This is a genomic window from Streptomyces sp. NPDC089799, assembly GCF_040684755.1.
Taxonomy (GTDB): Bacteria; Actinomycetota; Actinomycetes; order Streptomycetales; family Streptomycetaceae; genus Streptomyces.
Map to the genome: position 1 here is coordinate 105,154 of NZ_JBFBGR010000019.1, position 14,770 is coordinate 119,923.

13 protein-coding genes and 1 pseudogene are annotated in these 14,770 nt (G+C 71.7%); 8 read left to right on the forward strand and 6 right to left on the reverse strand.

From position 1 onward, the window contains the following. The first annotated feature begins 134 nt into the window (after positions 1–134). From AB0O36_RS21620 to AB0O36_RS21645, 6 genes are all read left to right on the forward strand, one after another. Complete coding sequence (locus AB0O36_RS21620) at positions 135–545, forward strand: GntR family transcriptional regulator (protein ID WP_365112826.1); 411 nt, start codon at positions 135–137, stop codon at positions 543–545. Beyond that, positions 542–1,480 carry an ABC transporter ATP-binding protein gene (locus tag AB0O36_RS21625; RefSeq protein WP_365112829.1) on the forward strand — a complete coding sequence of 313 codons (939 nt, stop codon included), beginning with the start codon at positions 542–544 and terminating at the stop codon, positions 1,478–1,480. The genes AB0O36_RS21620 and AB0O36_RS21625 overlap by 4 nt, the downstream gene beginning before the upstream one ends. After that, complete coding sequence (locus AB0O36_RS21630; protein WP_365112832.1) at positions 1,477–2,355, forward strand: hypothetical protein; 879 nt, start codon at positions 1,477–1,479, stop codon at positions 2,353–2,355. The genes AB0O36_RS21625 and AB0O36_RS21630 overlap by 4 nt, the downstream gene beginning before the upstream one ends. A 226-nt stretch (positions 2,356–2,581) precedes the next feature. Then, the gene (locus AB0O36_RS21635) at positions 2,582–3,307 is read left to right on the forward strand and encodes a hypothetical protein (protein ID WP_365112835.1); all 726 of its coding nucleotides are present in this window, start codon (positions 2,582–2,584) and stop codon (positions 3,305–3,307) included. A gap of 213 nt (positions 3,308–3,520) precedes the next feature. Further along, on the forward strand, positions 3,521–4,090 hold the full coding sequence (locus tag AB0O36_RS21640) for an RNA polymerase sigma factor (protein WP_365112838.1): 570 nt from the start codon (positions 3,521–3,523) through the stop codon (positions 4,088–4,090). Between the two features lie 65 nt (positions 4,091–4,155). Continuing rightward, positions 4,156–4,476 carry a hypothetical protein gene (locus AB0O36_RS21645; protein WP_365112961.1) on the forward strand — a complete coding sequence of 107 codons (321 nt, stop codon included), beginning with the start codon at positions 4,156–4,158 and terminating at the stop codon, positions 4,474–4,476. A gap of 54 nt (positions 4,477–4,530) precedes the next feature. On the opposite strand, the gene AB0O36_RS21650 is transcribed toward AB0O36_RS21645, so the two are convergent. The 5 genes from AB0O36_RS21650 to AB0O36_RS21670 form a co-directional block, all read right to left on the reverse strand. Beyond that, positions 4,531–6,549, reverse strand: coding sequence for a hypothetical protein (locus tag AB0O36_RS21650; protein ID WP_365112841.1), 2,019 nt, complete (start codon positions 6,547–6,549; stop codon positions 4,531–4,533). Between the two features lie 40 nt (positions 6,550–6,589). Next, a complete protein-coding gene (locus AB0O36_RS21655) occupies positions 6,590–7,630 on the reverse strand; it encodes a vWA domain-containing protein (protein ID WP_365112843.1) in 1,041 nt (346 codons plus the stop codon). 169 nt (positions 7,631–7,799) lie between these two features. Continuing rightward, positions 7,800–9,641, reverse strand: coding sequence for a methyltransferase (locus AB0O36_RS21660; RefSeq protein WP_365112963.1), 1,842 nt, complete (start codon positions 9,639–9,641; stop codon positions 7,800–7,802). A 105-nt stretch (positions 9,642–9,746) separates the two neighbouring features. After that, a complete protein-coding gene (locus AB0O36_RS21665; RefSeq protein WP_365112966.1) occupies positions 9,747–10,919 on the reverse strand; it encodes a 4-hydroxybenzoate 3-monooxygenase in 1,173 nt (390 codons plus the stop codon). 258 nt (positions 10,920–11,177) lie between these two features. Next, positions 11,178–12,152 carry a helix-turn-helix domain-containing protein gene (locus tag AB0O36_RS21670; protein ID WP_365112846.1) on the reverse strand — a complete coding sequence of 325 codons (975 nt, stop codon included), beginning with the start codon at positions 12,150–12,152 and terminating at the stop codon, positions 11,178–11,180. 145 nt (positions 12,153–12,297) lie between these two features. Between AB0O36_RS21670 and AB0O36_RS21675 the strand changes: the two genes are divergently transcribed. Together AB0O36_RS21675 and AB0O36_RS21680 are read left to right on the forward strand one after the other, a co-directional pair. Further along, a complete protein-coding gene (locus tag AB0O36_RS21675; RefSeq protein WP_365112849.1) occupies positions 12,298–13,194 on the forward strand; it encodes an NAD-dependent epimerase/dehydratase family protein in 897 nt (298 codons plus the stop codon). 291 nt (positions 13,195–13,485) lie between these two features. Then, positions 13,486–13,920 (forward strand): VOC family protein, encoded by a 435-nt coding sequence (locus AB0O36_RS21680; protein WP_365112852.1) that lies wholly within the window; start codon positions 13,486–13,488, stop codon positions 13,918–13,920. Positions 13,921–14,077: 157 nt separating this feature from the next. Here the strand turns inward: AB0O36_RS21680 and AB0O36_RS21685 are convergent. Continuing rightward, positions 14,078–14,464 (reverse strand): annotated as a pseudogene (locus AB0O36_RS21685) (hypothetical protein); the annotation flags it as partial. Positions 14,465–14,770: the final 306 nt, after the last annotated feature.

Genomic DNA, 14,770 nt, shown 5'->3' on the forward strand with positions numbered 1-14,770 from the left:
CCTCCAGGTCACGTCCTCACGGTCGCGTCCTCCCGGTCACGCACGTCCGGTCACGCCCTTCCGTGACGTTGACAAGGTCGACGCCCATGCAACACCCTTTCACTACTCAAATAGTGAAAGGGTGTTGAGCTGATGTGATCGAGTACCGCATCGACCGCCGCAGCGGCGTCGCCACCTACCTCCAGCTCGTCCAGCAGACCAAACGGGCCCTGCGCCTGGGCCTGCTGGAGCCCGGCGACCGCCTGCCGACGGCCCGTGAGGTCGTGGAGGCCCTCGCGATCAACCCGAACACCGTGCTCAAGGCCTACCGCGAACTCGAACGCGAAGGACTCGTGGAAGGCCGCCGGGGCCTGGGCACCTTCGTACGCCGCGGCCTGGGCGGGGGACGCGCCGACGACGCCCTGCTGCGCTCCGACCTCACCGCGTGGATGGCCCGGGCGAGGGCGGAGGGCCTGGAGAAGGACGACATCACCGCACTGTTCACCGCCGTACTGGAGGAACACGACGGCGGGACGCACACGACCACCGAGGGGGACGAAGGATGAGGACGACGGCGACCACGGCGACGACGGCGAGGGAGGCGAAGACGGCGGGGGAGGCGGCGACGGCGGTGGAGGCGACGGCCATCGAGCTCGAAGCGCACGGGGTGGGGAGGCGCTTCCGGCGCGGCTGGGCGCTCCGCGACTGCTCCTTCCGCCTGCCCGCGGGCCGTATCTGCGCCCTCGTCGGCCCCAACGGCGCCGGCAAGTCGACACTGCTGGAGCTGGCCGCCGGAGTGCTCAGGCCCACCGAGGGCACGCTCCGGGCCCCCGCCCGCGAGCACATCGCCTACGTCGCCCAGGACAAGCCGCTCTACCCGCAGCTCACGATCACCGAGACCCTGCGCATGGGCGCCGAACTCAACCCGGGCCGATGGGACGCGGCGGCCGCCGACGCGGCCCTCGCCGGCGGCGGCCTCCGCCCGGGCGACCGGATCAGGTCGCTCTCCGGCGGCGGACGCACCCGCGTCGCCCTCGCGCTGGCCCTCGGCAAACGCCCCGGACTGATGCTCCTCGACGAGCCGATGGCCGACCTCGACCCGCTCGCCCGCCGCGAACTCATGGGCCTGCTGATGGCGACGGCCGCCGAACACGGCACCACGGTCCTGATGTCGTCCCACATCCTCACCGAGCTCGAGGACGCCTGCGACCACCTCCTGCTGCTGCACGGCGGCCGGATCCGGCTCGCCGGGGACATCGAAGACCTCCTCGCCGCCCACACCCTGGTCACCGGCCCCGTCCACGACCTGGCCCCGCACACCGTCGTCTCGACCCGCACGACCGGCCGCGGCCTCACCGCCCTGCTGCGCCCCGAAGGCCCCCTCGACCCCGGCATCTGGCAGTGCGCCGAACCCACCCTGGAGGAACTGTTGCTCGCCCACCTGCGCGCGCCGGAGGTCCCGGCGCTGCTCACCCCGTCCGCGGAGGTGGCGCACGCATGAGCGCCCCCGCCCTGCGCGGCCCGCTGTGGGTCGACGCCCGCCTCCACCGCAACGCCCTGTGGATACTCCTCGCCCTGCTCGCCCTCGCCTCGGCCGCGCTCCCCGCCGCCCGCTGGTACACCGACGGCCTCGGCACCGACCTCGCCGCCGAGGGCTGCCGGGTCGAGGCGACCGTCCCCGGCTGCGGCATTCAGGTCCGCCACTACCTCAGCGTCAGCCTCTACTACAACCGCCTGTTCTCCTTCACCTCCCTGGCGCTGACCGCCCTCCCGGTCCTCCTCGCGGCCTTCGTCGCCGGCCCGGTGATCGGACGTGAACTGGAGTCGGGCACCTACCGCCTCCAGTGGACCCAGTCGGTCACCCCGGCCCGGTGGCTCGCGGGCAAGCTCCTCCTCCCGGCGGCCGGCGTGGCCCTCGCCCTGCCGGCGGCCGTCCTCGTCCACGCCTGGGCCCTGCGCACCACCCTCCGCCCCCGCTCCTGGTACCCGGTCGAGTGGTACCGGAGCACCGTCTACCCGGCCACCGGGCCGGTGGTCCTCGCCTACGCCCTCCTCGCCATCGCCGCGGGCGCACTGGCCGCACTCCTGCTGCGCCGTACGCTCGCCGCCATGGCCGCGGCCGTGGCGGCGACAGCGGGCACCCTCACGGCCCTCACCGCCCTGCGCCCCCACCTGTGGCCCACCGTGGACGGTGCCCCGCGCAACGCCCGGGCCTGGGACCTCTCCACGCAGCCGGCCTCCGGCGGGACGGCCCTCCACCACCACCCGCAGGCCCACTTCTGGCCCCTCCAACTCGTCGAGTCCGGCATCGTCCTGCTCCTCGCCGCGGCCGCTGCCACCGCCGCCTTCGCCCTCCTGCGCCGCAGGCACACCTGACAGCACGGGCGCGCGGCCGAGGTGTGTGTGGGCGAGGGGGAGGGGGAGGGGGCGTGTCGGCGCCCGGACGGCTCGGATACGTGCGCCGGGCTCACCGAACCGGGTGTTCTTCACCCGCACGCTCCGCCGTACGGGTGAACACGGCGCCGCCCGTGTCGATCTTCCTGCTGGGATCGGAGCCCTGATGCCCGTCCCCGATGGCATCATCCGATCAGGAAGGCAGCACGTGACCCACGGTCAGCACAACCACGACCGCCTCATCTGCCCGCCGGCGGCCGCGACCCTCGGCACCGACGGCCACCGATCCGGCGACCGGTGGCTGTCCTCGCGCGGACCCGGTCAGGTCTTCATGATGGGTGACAACCACACCCTTCCCCCGATGCCCGAACGGCCCACCCTCGCCGACTTCTTCCGGCTGCGCCTCGCCCTCGACCCGTTCACCACGCGCCACATGCTGCAGAGCGCACGCAGGGCCCGGCAGCAGGGGATGGGCGAGAAGGTGGTGCTGGCCTGCCTCCTGCACGACATCTCCGTCGCCGGCCTGCTGCGCAGCCAGCACGGCCACTGGGGCGCGCAACTGGTGGGGGCGTACGTCGACGAGGAGGTGGCCTGGGCCATCCGCCAGCACGAGGTCCTGCGCTACTTCCCCGACGAGACCGTCGGCTACGGCTACCCGGAGGCGTACGCAGACTTCTTCGGCGCCGAATACCGGCCCCCCGCCCACACCCGGGTCGCCTATCTCGAAGCGCGCAGGCACCGCTGGTACATGTCCGCCCGCATGGTCACCATCAACGACGTGTACACCTTCGACCCCGAGGCACACGTCGAGTTCGAGGAGTTCGAGGACGTGGTCGGCCGCCACTTCCGCCAGCCCGCTCAGGGCCTGGGCTTCGACGGCTCCCCCGAGGCGCACATGTGGCGCACCATGATCTGGCCGAACAACTTCCTCTGAGACCGGGCGCCGGGTCCGGTGAGAACGGGCGCCGGGTCCCGTTCTCCCGCCCGGGGTGAATCCTTTCCGTCGGCCCGCTCCTCTTACAGCTGTGCCGGCAAGGGGCCGGGACGGAGAAGGAGAGTGCCATGGTCATCGGAATCGCGGTCGCCGTCGGGGCGGTACTGCTGTGCGCCTGCACCGTCACCGTGCTGCGGAAGCGGGGCCGGGCGCGTGGCTGAGCCGACATGGCCCGGGGAGCAGCTCGTCGTCGCCGCGCAGCGCGGTGACGTCGATTCGCTCACGGCCCTGGTGACCGGCGCGCACCCGAACGTACAGCGCTTCGCCCACTTCCTGTGCGCGACTCCGCAGGACGCCGAGGACGCGGCGCAGGAAGCGCTGATCGTCCTGTACCGCAAGATCGGGATGCTGCGGGCGTCCGGTGCCCTGGCGTCGTGGATGTTCCGCATCGTCCGCAACGAGTGCCTCCGCCGCGCCCGCACGGTCCTCGCCGACCCCTACCCGGTGCCGCCGCGGCCGGACACCGCCGTGGGCTCGGCCGAGGAGGAGGTGCTGCAGCGCCTGGAAGCGGGCCGCGTGGCCGCCGCCGTGGCCGCCCTTCCCGACGACCAGCGGCGCGTGCTCGTCATGCGGGACATCCAGGGATACAGCGGGCGGATGACCGCCGATGCGCTGGGCCTGAGCACGGCCGCGATGAAGTCCCGTCTGCACCGTGCCAGGGCGGCGCTCCGCGCCGCCCTGGCCGCCCCGGCCCCGCTCGCAGACCTCAAGGAGTCGAGATGACAACGACGACGAAGACGAACACGAAGACGAACACGAGGACGGACAGGAGGACGGACACGAGGACGATGGCGAGGGCGGGGAACGATGGCCCCGACTTCGCGAGCTCGTCCCTGCCCCGCCACCTCGTACGGGGCGCGGTCGGCTTCGGCGGGCTCATCGGCTCGGTCGCACTGCTCCCGCTCGTGGGCCTGGTGTCCCTCCTGCTGCTGCCGGTCGGCGTACTGGCCCTGCGGGGATGCCCCATGTGCTGGACGATCGGCCTGTTGCAAACCGTCTCCAGAGGCCGTCTGCAGCGCTCGTGCGAGAACGGCACCTGCGAACTGGTCACCGCGAAGCGGCAGTCCGGCCCGGGCGGCCCTTCCACGGCCGGCGCCGTGTCGTCGTGAGGCCGGCGAGCGGACCGGGCGGCGGCAGGACCGCCGCCCGGACGCCCGGCCCGCTCACTCCTCTTCCGCCTCCTCGCCGGCCCGCGGCGCGCAGTGCTTCTCCAGCTCCGCCGCCGCCCACCGGATCGACGACAGCGGGTCGTCGTGCAGGTGGCGCAGGGTGGGCAGCACCGCCCGCACGGCGGCCAGGTTCTCCGCGGAGTTGCAGTCCGCGATGTCCGCGATGAGCAGCAGCAGGGTGGGACGGGACCGGTTCTCGGGATCGTTCATCAGCTCCGCCAGGAACGGCACGGCGGGTGCCGCCGCGGTGATGCGCACCCCCTTGGAGACCAGCAGCCGGTAGAGGTCGTGGACCGCGTTCATCGCGGTCTCCTCGTGGTCGGACGCCACCTTGCGGATCAGACCCGGCACCGCGTGCGCGGGCCCGCGGCCGGACCAGTACGAGCCCCATTCGATGTCGTCCAGACGCAGCTGCAGTTCGCGGTGCGGCCAGAGCCTCGCCGTGTCGAGGCGGAGCGCCACCCGCCCGGAGGGGCAGGTGACGTGCAGCGTGCCGTCGCCCTCCAGGGTCAGGTCCGTGATGCCGGTGCCCAGGAGGAGCCGAGCGACGGAACCGGAGCGCAGGTCCCAGATCCGGACCAGCCCGTCCGCCCAGGCGCAGGCCAGGGCGGGTCCGTCGGCCAGGTCGGCGGCCGTGAGCGCGGTGACGGCGGTGCGCCGCCGGTCGAAGGGGAACGGCCGCGGGTCGCAGTCCGTCCGCCAGTACCGCAGCACACCGTGGGCGTCGCCGCTGACCACGGCCCGGTGGGCCTCGTCGGGCCGGAAGCAGGCGAGCGCCGTCACCGGGGCACGGTGCAGTGCCTTGCCGACGCCTGCCCCGTCGACAACCGCCCCGTCGGCAGCCGCCCGGTCGGCTGACTCCCACAGGTGGACGCGGCCTTCGGCGTCGCCCGCGACGGCCAGGGCGGCTCCCCCGTCGAGGAGAGCCGTGGCGGTGAGGCGGTCCACCACCGCCGGGAACACACCGGGGACGGTCTCCGTGGCCGGGACGGCGTCCTCGGCGGGCGCGGCGCCGCCGGCGGATTCCACCCGCCAGCGCCCGCGGTCGTCGCCGTCCCCGCCGGCCGCCGCGAACGGGCCGAGCTCCTCCAGCGGCTCGGGGACCTCGCCGGGCTGCTCGACGTCCTCGTCGGTCCAGTCGATCCCCAGCGTCCCGACGGCCTGGAGCAGCGCCTCACGGGTTCGGCCGTGGACGACCAGGGCGAAGTCGGCTCCCCGGCCGCGCCCGTGCGTGATGAGCACGTCCGGCCCGCCGTACATCAGCGAGTCGCAGCCCAGCTCCTGCCAGGGCAGCAGTCCCAGCTCCGGGTAGGAGGCCGTCAGCCGCTCCAGAACCGCAGGGGCGTGCTCGACGTCGGACCGCCGCATCCTGAGCGTCCAGCCGTACGTTCCGGGCAGCCGTGACAGGGCGAGCTGCAGGAAGAACTCCGACAGCGACCGGCTCTGCAGCTGCCAGCCGCCACCGGTGCTGACCACCACCCGGGGGTCGGCATGGGACGCTTCGGCGGCGAGGTAGCCCCACTGGTTGCAGTACTGGTACTCGGACATGAAGACGCAGATCCGCCGGTCGGGTGCGTCCGCAGGCAGCAGCGGGCTGTCCTCGGCCAGCCCGTCGGCCCGCGCCGGATCCAGGAAGACGTCGTCCTCCTGATCCTCTTCGTCCTCGTCGTCCTCCTCCGCATCGAAGAAGTCCTCGTCGTAGGGATCGTCATCGCCGGCCTCGTCGACCCAGATGCTCGGCGGCCACTGGGTGTGCGTCCAGTACAGCCGCGGCCGGAACGAGAAGGAGTTGACCGGGGAGTCCCACCACTCCGCGAGCGCCGCGGGCACCGGCAGGCTCTCGTCGATGCCGTAGTCGGAGTTCTCCCCGTCCCAACGGGAAGCGACCGGCTCGCCCCCAGGGTCCTCGTATCCCCACTCGCGCTGTACCGCGTCGAGCAACTCCCAACGGGACTTGCCCTGTTGGCTCCGGAGCCGCTCGGCGAACCGTCCATAGTCGATGATCTCTGCCACGCGGGGCATCGTACGGGTGTTCGCGCCGGTTACCGGACCGTCAGATCATCACCAGGAGACGGGTGTTCGGGACCAGCTTCCGGTTCACGCTGGTGCTCTGCACGAAGATCGTGAAGTCGTCGTTGTGGTCCGGCTTCACGCGCACCTCCGCGTCCGGCAGGCCGAGCAGCGCCCGCGCCTCCGGCCCCGAATACACCCGGTCCGACTTCTTCTCCAGCACCGCTATCTGCTTCCGCGCCTGGATCTTCTCCGACTTGCTCAGCTGATAGAAGGCGCAACCCGTCCGGTACGTGTGCCCGCTTTCGGTGACCCATTCCCGGATGGCCGTTTCCCGTGCCACCGGAACGAGCTGATAGCCGGCCGAATCCAGAGGCGTGAGTCCGGCGGCCTTGATGGTGTCCTTGTTCACCGCTTCCGCGCCCGTGGAAAACACCGCACGCGATCCCCGGATTCCCTTGGTGCGGCCCACCATGAACTTCTCGGTGGCCTCCCGGATGACCTGCCCGGCCTCCTCCAGCCCCTGCGTGCTCGTGGCGTCCCAAATGGCGATGTTGTCCTTCGGGAATCCGCACCGCATGGCCTCGCGCTTGCCCATCTGGTCCGGCACGAGGACGGCCAGCGTCCAGTTGTCCTGCTGGGTCTCGATCATCTCCGCCACGGAATCCACCAGCACGCGCGGGTCCTTGGACGGGGCGCCCGGGCAGCGGTGGCTCGCGTTCTCCTGCCCGTCCGTCAGGACGAACGTCAGGAAGCTGTGGTCGCCGTACAGCTGGGCCGTCTGGGCGAGCTCACGCTGCGACTGCAGCGTGGCCGCCAGCAGGGCCGTCATTCCACCCGTCCGGTACATCTGCTTCAGGGACGGCATCCGCAGCACGTCCTTGTCGTAGATGACGCACTCGACCTTGTTCGCGAAGACGTACACCGTGACGCGGGTTTCCTGGTCGAGTTCCTCCGACCGTCGGGCCAGATATGCGATTTGCTGGTCGGCTACGTCAATGACCTTGCCGCTCAGGTGCGACATCGACGAACTCGCGTCCAGCACGAGAGCGACGTGGTTGATGTAGTTCTGCTTTCCGGACATGGCGGATCCCCCTCTTTCGATTCGGCCTTTCGGCCTCTCCGATTCGATGTTCCGATCCTCGCACCCACCACTGACAATCGGTCCCGGCCTCGGACACGGCCCCGGATACGGCCTCGGACACGGCCCGCCGACGGCCCGCGCACCCGGGGAGAGGGTCCCGTGCCCAACCTCAGGACCGGCGCGCGTGGAGGGCATGGGCCCCGAGCGGGAGCGCGGTGTGGCCCACGAGTTCGAGCCCGCAGTCCCGGAGCAGCCGGCCGTAGTGCCCGGCACTGCGCTCACGGCCGCCGGTGTTGCACAGCATGTGGAGGTCCCAGGCGGTGGCGAGGGACGGTGTTGTGCCGTCCTCGGGCAGGAGGCGTTCGACGACGAGCAGGTCGGCGTGCGCGGGCATGGCCCGGGCGCAGTGGCCCAGGATGGTCCGGCACCGGTCGTCGTCCCAGTCGTGGAGGACGCGGGAGAGCACGTACACGTCGCCGCCCGGGGGCACGTCGGCGAAGTCACCGGCCACGTAGCGGCAGCGGTCGCCCGCACCGGTGCCGGCGAGACGGCTCCGGGCCGCTTCGAGCACATGAGGGCGTTCGAGGAGGACGCCGTGCAGGGAGGGGTGGGCGGTCAGGACGAGGCCCAGCAGCTCCCCGGTACCGCCGGCGACGTCGACGACGGTGCGCGGCCCGCCCGGGGCGGCGGTGACGGTGCTCGTCGGGGCCGCCGCCGCCCCGGTGATCACCGGGTGCGCGGGAAGCGGACCGAACATGGCGGCGCTGGAGGCCATGGACCGGTCGAACACCGCGGCCAGTTCGGGATCGCGGGCGAAGTGGTCGAAGTGGTTCTCGCCGTACAGGTCCTCGAAACCGGGCCGTCCGGTGCGTACGGCGTGGGCCAGTCGGGCGAAGGACTCGTAGAACGGGCCGCCGTACATCAGCGCCAGCGGCCGCATCGACGCCGGAGCCGCCGCGTCCAGCAGGGCGCCGACGCCGGTCAGCCGGAACCCGTCCGCTCCTTCGGACACCACGCCCAGCATGACGAGGTACCGCAGCAGCGTCGCCAGGCTCCGCGGATGCGCCCCCACGCGCTCCGCCAGCGCGGCCGTGCCGATGCCGGTGTGCCGGCTCATCGCCTCGGGCAGCCGCAACTGGGCGCAGGCGGCCAGCGCCTGGGTGGTCCAGGCCCCGGTCAGCAGCCGCAGGAGCGTTTCGGCCGCCTGCACATCGTCCAGGGGCCGTACGGCGTTCGCGTCCGCGTTGCCGTCGGCGTTCCCGTCAGGGTTCCCGCCACGGCGCTCACCGAGGTGCTCGCCCAGCACGTCCCGGTGGTCGCCGCCCGCGTACAGCTCCACCCGCCGGTACGCCGTCTTCGTTCCCGCGGGGGCGGTGAAGTAGAAGACGGTGCCGTCCTCGTGCGGGTTGTAGCCGCCGCCGTCCGCCGCCGCTCCGTACCGCGCGAATCCGGCCAGCAGTCCGCGCAGCACCAGCGGGTCGGGCCGTACGACGTCGAAGGCCAGGTGCGCCTCGTGGTCCAGGCGGCGTTCGTGGTCGGCGATCGCGGACAGCCCGGAACCCGGCGGCACGGTGAGTGCGAACACCTCCACCGCCCGTTCCTCTCCCGAGGGCCCGGGCACCGGCGGCCGGAGAATCCTTACGTCAAGATCGGCGACAGGGAGGCCGTGCCGGTCGGCGAGACGCCGGCGGACCACGACGCTGGGTTGCGCCTCGGCATCGGTCGCCAGCCCGCACCGTGCCAATTCCGCCCGCAGGGCCGCCTCATCGGCGGGGAACACGAGCACGGCCGCGTGCGCGAAGCGGCACCGCTCGGTCAGCGCCCGCAGTTCGGGGCCGTCGAGCCCCGGCAGGACGCGCGAAAGGAGGACGGACGTGTCCTGCTCCCGGACGAATCCGGCCGTCGCGATCAACCGTGCCGCATCATCACCGGAATCGCCACCGAAATCGCTGCCGTCATCGACGACGACACCGGTCGCATACGACATCGCGGGCATGCCGAAGGAATCCATGGAGCGCACTCACCATCCGTCAGGGGAGGGGAAAGACGAGAAAGGGCCAGGGAAAACAGAAGGGGAAAGGGGAGGAAGGGAAGGAAAGCGAACGCGACGGGCCGCTCAGATACCGACGTAGTTCTCGGCGAACCAGTCCTGCTGGGTGCGCGAGCCGCGCAGCGCCGCGATGCGCGAACGCCGCAGCCCCTCCTGGAAGAACGAGGCGGCCTCAGGCCCGGGGGCGGCGGTGTGCAGGAGGCCGATCATCCAGTGGGAGAAGTCCTGCGCACGCCAGATGTGCGCCAGGCACCGCTCCGAGTAGCCCGCGAGAGGCACGGTATCGCCCCGGACGAGGGCGTCGATCAGGGCGCGGGCGAGGATCTCGGCCTCCAGCACCGCGAGGTTCGCCCCCTTGGCGGCGGACGGGCTGATCAGGCCGGCGGCGTCGCCCACCAGGAACAGCGACCCGTGGCGCAGGGGTTCGAGCACGTCGGACTCCAGGTGGACGACGCCCCGCCGGACGATCCGGCCCCGCAGCAGGGGGCCGTACTCCGCCGCCCGCATGCGCAGGTCGAGCTCGTCCCAGATCCGCGCGTCGCTCCATGCGTCGCAGGCCGCGGTGTCCCGTTCGCACTGCAGGTAGTAGCGGGTGATCCCGGTGGAACGGGCCATGTGCCCGGCGAACCCGCGCGGATGGATCGCGTAGCCGACGGCGTCGAGGCTCGGCGGCGCCTCGGCGAGCAGGCCGAGCCAGGACACGCCGTGGTCCCGGTGGTGCCGCCGGACCGCGCCGGGCGGCAGCGAGCGCCGCCCCGCCCCGTGACGCCCGTCGCAGGCGGCGACGTACCGGCCCCGCCACCGCCCGGGGCGCCCGTCCCCCTCCCGCACCGTCACCGACGGATCGGGACCGTCCGCTTCGGCCACCGTGACCGCCTCCGCGCCGAAGCGGATCCGCCCGCCGGCGTCGATGAACTGCGCCAGCAGGTCGCTGACCAGCTCGTGCTGGGGGTAGACGGTGTGCGGTTCGCCCCGGCCCAGCGTCCGGTAGTCCAGGCGGAAGCGCCCGTCCTCGGTCCGGAACTCGCAGACGCCGTGCTCCCGCCCGCGCGCCCGCAGCCCTTCGGCCAGGCCGTTGCGCTCCAGAATGCGCACGGTTTCCGGAGCGAGATAACCGGCCCGCGTCCGCTGCTGTACGTGTTCGCGATCGGCGCGTTCCAGGACCACACAGTCGACCCCGCCGCGCAATAAGAGGTTCCCCAGCACCAGCCCGGCCGGACCCGCGCCGAGGATGATCACATCAGCCGAGTCCTCGACGACCCGGTCGTACCGACGATCTGTCACAACGGTGGATCATAAACATCGAATTCCGACCGACCTCTTCAAGATCACCCGTATGCGCCGAAGCCCGAGAAAAGGATTCTTCCACCGCCCTATCGGGTGCGAATATTCCCCCTTTTGTTCGAACATGCCGAATCCCGTGCGACGATCACGCCTTGACCGCCGAAGGGCCATCCCTGTGTACGCGGGGAGGCAGGTTCGATGAAGGCCCGGCGCTCACCGGCCTGGGCGGCTCCGTCCGATCTTCCCGCGCGGGTGGCGGAAGGCGCCCCGGTAGGCGGCTGGGGTCATGCCGATCTGGCGGCTCAGGTGCTGGCGGAGCGACTCGCCGGAACCGAGGCCGCTGCGGCCGGCCACCTGGTCGACGGTGAGGTCGGTGGTTTCCAGCAGCTCGCGAGCCCTCAGCAGCCGCTGCTGGAGCAGCCATTGGAACGGAGTCATACCCGTCTCGGCCGTGAATCGGCGGGTCAGGGTCCGCACACTGACCTTGGCCTGACCGGCCAGGTCGCGCAGGGGGATCGGCTGGTCCAGGTGTTGCAGTGCCCAGATGCGGGCCGCATCCAATGAGGAGTCGATCTCGGCCGGGAGCGGGGTCTGCACGAACTGCGCCTGCCCGCCGTGGCGGACCGGGGTGACGACGGCGGCACGGGCCGCCGCATTGGCCACGGCCGCACCGTAATCGGAACCGATCAGGTGCAGGCACAGGTCGATCCCGGCGGCCGAGCCCGCACCGGTGATGACCGGTCCGTCCTCGGCGAACAGCCGGTCGGCATCCACGCGCACCGAGGGGAAGGCGCGCTGCATTTCCTCGGCCAGGCCCCAGTGGGTGGTGGCGACACGGCCGTCGAGGAGCCCGGCTTGGGCGAGGACGAAGGCGCCACTGCAGATCGAGGCAACGCGCTTGCCCGCGGCGGCCGCCTCCCGCAAGGCGTCCAGTGCGGCCGGCTCGGCGTCGTGCCGGCTGGCGGTCGAGGGGACGATCACCGTGTCCGCCGCCGCGACCGCATCGAGGCCGTGCCGGACCACCACCTCGATGCCGCCGGAAGCGGCGATCACGCCTGGCGTGGCGGTGCACACCGTCACCTCATAGCCGGGACGTCCGTCGAGCTCGGCGGCGCCGAGCAGCGCGGACGGCATGGACAGGTCGAAGGGTTTGACCGGGGGAACGGCCAGGACGGCGACACGGTGCATGGCTGGATCCTTGGAGGTCATGGCATTCAGGTCACTAACCTACCCCGCGTCCGAACGGCAGAGTCGGGCGTACGGACGGGCCCTCCGTGAACCACGTTTCCCCTTCGGGGAAGCGTTCCATTTCGAAGGTGAACGGAGACAGACCATGGGTGGAGCAGCCGTCATCGGGGCAGGTGCGACCGGGGTCGCGACCGCCAGGCAACTGGCGGAAAGCGGCAAGCGGGTCCGCCTCATCACCCGCAGCGGCAGTGGTCCTGACCACCCTGCCATCGAACGGGTCGCCCTGGACGCGGGCCGCACCGACGAGCTGGCCCAGGCTCTGGCCGGAGCGGGCACGGTCTTCAACGCCGCCATGACCGCCTACCACACCTGGCCGGAGACCATGCCGCCGCTGTTCGACTCCATTCTCGCCGCGACCGAGCGGGCCGGGGCCGACTACGTGATGCTCGGCAACCACTACGGCTATCAGCAGACCACCGGGCCGGTCACCGAGCGCACCCCGATGGCCCCGCACACCCGAAAGGGCCGGGTGAGGGCCGAACTGTGGCAGCGGGCCGAGAGCGCGCACGACGAAGGGCGGCTGCGGGCCACCGAAGTCCGAGCCGGCCAGTACCTGGGCTCAGGCGCAGTCTCACCGTTCACGCTGCTGGTCGCTCCCCGGGTCCGCGAGGGTGAACTGGCTCTCGTCCACGGCAACCCCGATGCGGCGCATTCGTTTTCCTACACCGAGGACGTCGCAGCGGCACTGGTGGCGGTCAGCGACGACGAGCGGGCCTGGGGACGGGCCTGGCACGCCCCGGTCATCACCACGACCATGCGTCAGGCCGCGACCGATCTGGCCGAACTCCACGGAGCGCCCGAACCGCGGTTGGAGCCCCTCACCGAACGGGACTTGGCGCTGCTGTCCTTCACCGATCCACTGTGGCGGGAGTTCGCGGAGATGAGCTACATGTCCGAGCGTCCGTTCATCGTGGACGACAGCGATATCCGCGACACCTTCGGACTCAAGCCTTCCACGCTCCGCGAAGCACTGGCGGCCTGATGCGGCGGTGGGCGGGCCGGGACTCCAGGCCCGCCGACCCGCGGGGACGGCCGACTCAGCCGTCGCGGTCGGCGTGACCACATGTGGGTCACTGTTCCTCCAGCGCGTCGCGGCGCTTCGTCGGCAGGGCCGGTGCCTCCTGGTGACGGCTGCCCGGGACACGGCGGCGCAAGGTGAGGAGAAGCTCGGCCAGGGACACGGCGCCGGCGGGGTCCTGGACGCGGCTCCATTCGTAACGTGCCGCTCCGAAAAGGGAGATGAGCTGCGCAGTCCCCCTGCTATGGTGCGCCGATGTCATCGATCAAGAAGTTCCAAGTGACGTTCGACTGCGCGGAACCCGAGCGCGTCGCCCGCTTCTGGTGCGAGGTGTTGGGGTACGTCGTACCGCCGCCGCCGGAGGGTTTCGATTCCTGGGACGCGTTCGATGGGTCGCTGCCGCCCGAGCGGCAGGGTTCGGCTTTCGCCTGCGTCGATCCGTCCGGCGAGGGTCCGCGGCTGTTCTTCCAGCGCGTCCCCGAAGGCAAGGCCGTCAAGAACCGGGTGCACCTCGACGTACGGGTCGCCACGGGTCTCGTGGGCGCGGAGCGCCTGGCCACGCTCGAGGCCGAGCGGGACCGGCTGGTCGCGCTCGGCGCGAAGTGCGAGAACGTGCTGATCGCCGACGGCTTCGACGAGTCCTGCATCGTGATGCAGGACGTCGAGGGCAACGAGTTCTGCCTCGACTGAGCATTTCCGGGACGGAGAGGGGCGGAAGAGGCGGCCGGGCCAGGGGGAGGAGTTGTTCCCCTGGCCCCCGTCGGTCAGCTCCCGCCCGCCTGGAGCGCTCCGCTGACGGTGAGCCGGTCCCGTCGGACACGAGTGTGCCGCCCGACCTGATGTCGTCGACCCACAGGCCCGGGTGGCCGGCGGGGAAGTCGGTCTTGTAGCGGAAGGCCACCGGCACCGTCCGGCCGGCGAGGTCGGACAGGTCGATGCCTTGGTGGGTCCAGCCGCCGGAGTCGCCGTTGAAGCCGGGCAGCAGGGCCGCGACGTTCTGTTCTGCGTCGCTCGCCAGGGCGGTGACCATCCCGGCGCTCCGGCGTGAGGTGAAGGTGGCGCCCCCGTCCGTCGACGCCCGGACCGCGCCGATGTCGTAACCCGGCTCGATGTCCCGGCGGGCGTCGAAGGAGAGGGTGGGGTCGGCCGGGTCGACGGTGACGGAGCCGCCGCCCTCGAAGAGCAGATCCCTGACGAAGCCGCGTCCGTACCGCTCCGCAAACGTGTGGATCATGACCTCGGAGGCTCCGTAGTCGCACAGCACGCACCGGCCGGGGTCGCCCCACAGCGTGAGCGACTGCTCCGGACCTCCGTTGCGATCGCCGTACGCGTGGCGAGGACCAGGGACGACCACCACGCGGCGCGTCCGCGTGCAGTGGACGGGAGGGGCCGGCGCATCGGTCTTCTCCCGGCGAAGTGACTGACGCGACAAGCCGGCGAAACGCAAGATTTCGCCCGTGCACGCCGGTCATGTCGCGCAGGGCGCGTCGGCGCCGATCCGCCGAGCCCGCACCTTGGCAGCAGCCCCACTCTTGGCATA

What these genes read in the sequence shown, in the direction of transcription:
- AB0O36_RS21670 (WP_365112846.1), bottom strand. Translation starts at nt 12,152, where the DNA reads ATGCACCGTGTCGCCGTCCTGGCCGTTCCCCCGGTCAAACCCTTCGAC.
- AB0O36_RS21645 (WP_365112961.1), top strand. Translation starts at nt 4,156, where the DNA reads ATGGCGAGGGCGGGGAACGATGGCCCCGACTTCGCGAGCTCGTCCCTG.
- AB0O36_RS21655 (WP_365112843.1), bottom strand. Translation starts at nt 7,630, where the DNA reads ATGTCCGGAAAGCAGAACTACATCAACCACGTCGCTCTCGTGCTGGAC.
- AB0O36_RS21680 (WP_365112852.1), top strand. Translation starts at nt 13,486, where the DNA reads ATGTCATCGATCAAGAAGTTCCAAGTGACGTTCGACTGCGCGGAACCC.
- AB0O36_RS21630 (WP_365112832.1), top strand. Translation starts at nt 1,477, where the DNA reads ATGAGCGCCCCCGCCCTGCGCGGCCCGCTGTGGGTCGACGCCCGCCTC.
- AB0O36_RS21675 (WP_365112849.1), top strand. Translation starts at nt 12,298, where the DNA reads ATGGGTGGAGCAGCCGTCATCGGGGCAGGTGCGACCGGGGTCGCGACC.
- AB0O36_RS21625 (WP_365112829.1), top strand. Translation starts at nt 542, where the DNA reads ATGAGGACGACGGCGACCACGGCGACGACGGCGAGGGAGGCGAAGACG.
- AB0O36_RS21660 (WP_365112963.1), bottom strand. Translation starts at nt 9,641, where the DNA reads ATGGATTCCTTCGGCATGCCCGCGATGTCGTATGCGACCGGTGTCGTC.